Annotated in this window: 4 protein-coding genes; all 4 read right to left on the bottom strand. The window is 55.1% G+C overall.

The features are described 5' to 3' along the window. Window positions 1–121: 121 nt before the first annotated feature. The 4 genes from Q363_RS31145 to Q363_RS31130 all read right to left on the bottom strand — a co-directional run bounded on the left by Q363_RS31145 (window position 122) and on the right by Q363_RS31130 (window position 2,746). Window positions 122–1,351: an NTP/NDP exchange transporter gene (locus tag Q363_RS31145; protein ID WP_051979593.1), complete on the bottom strand. Its 1,230-nt coding sequence runs from the start codon at window positions 1,349–1,351 to the stop codon at window positions 122–124. A 199-nt stretch (window positions 1,352–1,550) separates the two neighbouring features. Continuing rightward, window positions 1,551–1,790: a hypothetical protein gene (locus Q363_RS31140; RefSeq protein ID WP_169747210.1), complete on the bottom strand. Its 240-nt coding sequence runs from the start codon at window positions 1,788–1,790 to the stop codon at window positions 1,551–1,553. 164 nt (window positions 1,791–1,954) lie between these two features. After that, complete coding sequence (locus tag Q363_RS43480; RefSeq protein ID WP_035358562.1) at window positions 1,955–2,164, bottom strand: hypothetical protein; 210 nt, start codon at window positions 2,162–2,164, stop codon at window positions 1,955–1,957. Between the two features lie 312 nt (window positions 2,165–2,476). After that, window positions 2,477–2,746: a hypothetical protein gene (locus Q363_RS31130; RefSeq protein WP_035358560.1), complete on the bottom strand. Its 270-nt coding sequence runs from the start codon at window positions 2,744–2,746 to the stop codon at window positions 2,477–2,479. Window positions 2,747–2,842 lie beyond the last annotated feature (96 nt).

Genomic DNA, 2,842 nt, shown 5'->3' with positions numbered 1-2,842 from the left:
TGCCCGCTCTCGTACGCTAACCAATATCACCGAGCCTAAAGCAGCTTCGCCACAATCTCGCGCTCACAATAGCCGCTCGCCGCGGGCTTCACGAATGATGCAGGCTAGGCATATATCAGCGTCATGAGACTGTAGGAATGCGCTGCTTGTGCTCGCGGTAAATGCCGACTGAAACCAGAATCCACGCCAACGTCAACGCCACACTGATGGCTGCGAAAGTGGAAATCGAAAACGCTAACATCGTCCCGACGTAAACGATTCCGGCTTGTAACACATCCCCGATACGCACGAAGAACGTGTCCACCGCCACTTTCGCTTTGTATTTTGCTTCACGGCTGGTGGGAAGAAATAAGGCCTGGCGTGCGGTATTCTGCACGGAATAGTCAGTGCTGTTCTCCAGGATCTTCAGTAGCCGCACCACTCCAAGCGCAGGGTACAGCAGAATCATTGTGTAACCAGTGAAAGCGATGGTGGGGAGGATAAACAGGGATCCTCGAACACCCACATAACGGAAGATACGCGAGACGAATAGCGTCTGCAGCACCAGACCGAGCAGATTCACCCAGCCAAAAAACTGAGCGTAGAAACTGCCCACAAATGTCTTCCGTGCCATCTCCGCTCCCGGGCCAAATAGCTCGAGTGAGCGCGCAACCACCAGCTTGCTCAAGATAAATTCGCCGGAGGTATTCACGACGTTTAGGAGAACTGTCAGAACAGCGATTAGCAGAAGATATCTATCTTTCCATATGAGCTCGAACCCTCCCTCTTTTCCGAGTGGGATTTTGGACTTCGTTGATTCCTGTTCGCCGGTTCGTTGGGCTCCCCACCGGTCTGCCAATGCGGTGAGCGCGATGCAAGTTGTGATGCCTCCTGCCGCAGCTAGTATGAGACCGTAAGGTCCGACGAAGTTAATGAGCCGACTCGCGGCCCAGGCGCCGACCAAGGCTCCAAGTGAACTGCCGATGCCGAGAATCGGGAACAGCCGCTTGCCTTGGGACTCGCTAAACAAGTCGTTGGCAAACGCCCAAAACTGTGCAATCACAAAGTAGTTAAAGATCCCCACCCAAATGAAGAAGATCACTCCCTCGCGAACGCCAGCCTTGCCCAGGAAATAAAAAACGATCAGATTCGAGACGAAGAAAAAGGTGACCGACGCGATGAGTTTCAACCGCCGCACGCGCGAACCGAAGGCGCCGTAAGCTGGCACGACAAGCAGGAGCAGGACAGCTTGCGCCGCCGAGGAATAGGATTTCACCTCCGCACCGCCCTCGGTGAGAATGAGCGCTTCGCGGACCGGCTTGAGCAGATAGTAAGAACCCAGGAGAATGGCCAGGTTTGTGGTCAGGAGCACGGAGATTACGCCTTCGCCGCCGCGTACGTCTGCGAAAGTAGAAAGGAACTTCTCCAGCCAGTTCTTGCGCGGTTCCCCGAGGGTACGGAAAACGGGAAAGGACTGATGGGACTCGAGTTCTGATAATTTTGTCAGAACGCTCCTCCTTCAGCACGTTCGCATACGGTCATCACGACACCACCATATATTTGCCTTTCGTCTAACGCGATCCGCTATCGCCAAGTCCGGTCAACTCCGACAACGTCGGCTTGGCCACCACCGATCCGGAAATAAACGGTAATTTCCTCCTTCCTATCGTCACCGCGCCAAATGTCAGCGGCGAGGTATACTGGAGCTCCTGGCGCCCAACGGTGAAATTCAACTTGCTCTGTTCCGCCGGAACGGTGACGCTGACGAAGGTTTGTTCCAGATCCCATCTGTCCTGATCGGCAGGCCCCATCTCCCCAAGCGTTCGGATCTCGCGAAGCGAGCACGAAGTCAGCATGACAAAGCCCGTTGGCCGCCCACCTTGACCACGACCTGGCCTGGGCCTGCGTGGGGGTCGGGTACTTCTTGAAGCTCCGGCTGTGCCTGTGCTTCGAGCAATCGATAAGCGAGCACTCTCTACTCCTTTCCCTCGATCCTCGGACTGTCATGGAACACCGTCTCGACGAACTGATTGGGCGTCGTTACAGCTCCCACATTGGTGTTGGTGACGTCTCCACGGCTTCCGTCCTCAGAAACCACGTCCGAAGGTGCCGGAATTTCCTTTCTTGAAAGGGCCCCATAGTACACCAGTCTCGCCTGTTGGCGATACTGTGAAATGATTTTCATCGGGAGCACTCGCGACGGTCTGCCCTCCGCGCCAGCACGGCCCGAAATGGCCCAGATTAAACTTCTGAACTTTGGACCTCTCCGGCCAGCAAGTTCCTATGCGTTAAACTTTAACCTCCGGAAAACAAAACAATTGCCGCAACCGTTCTGCCTTTCATTGTGTTGGCGTTTTCTTACTTTGTTGGAGTTCAAGTTCCAACTGGTCGAAGAACTTGTTGGCAATGCGACCGCCTGCGCCCCAGGCAAAGAAGTTGCTGACGCTTGGCTGGGCGGATGTAGACAATGATTTCATCGTGAAGGCGCCGTCGCCGGCTATTTCGTAGGTTTGGCCTTCGTGTCCATCAGTAGTGAGGACAGCGACTGCCGCAGCGGCGTAGTCTTCGCGCGCGGCCGCAGCGATTCGCCCATTCCCTGCAGCGCCAATGAATCCACTAGAGGAATGTCAAGTCTTTCCATGTAGTTCTCGATATACCAGCCGTTGCGGAGCATGATGAAAGGAATGCCCGAACCCCGAATCAAACGTGGCCGCGGAACCATGGCCACCCAAGAACCTGGGAACGCACCGGCATAAGGAGCCGCCATGACTAGTCTCCCGAGTCATTGATTTCTTGTATAAGTATCAGGTGCGTGAGCGTCAAGGGTGGAGGTGGCGAAGCGAGCGATGGAGGCCAAGATCTG

It is taken from the genome of Edaphobacter aggregans DSM 19364, from assembly GCF_000745965.1.
GTDB classification, from domain to species: domain Bacteria; phylum Acidobacteriota; class Terriglobia; order Terriglobales; family Acidobacteriaceae; genus Edaphobacter; species Edaphobacter aggregans.
Note: the sequence above shows the minus strand (reverse complement) of the source record. Positions and strands in the feature narration are given on the sequence as shown.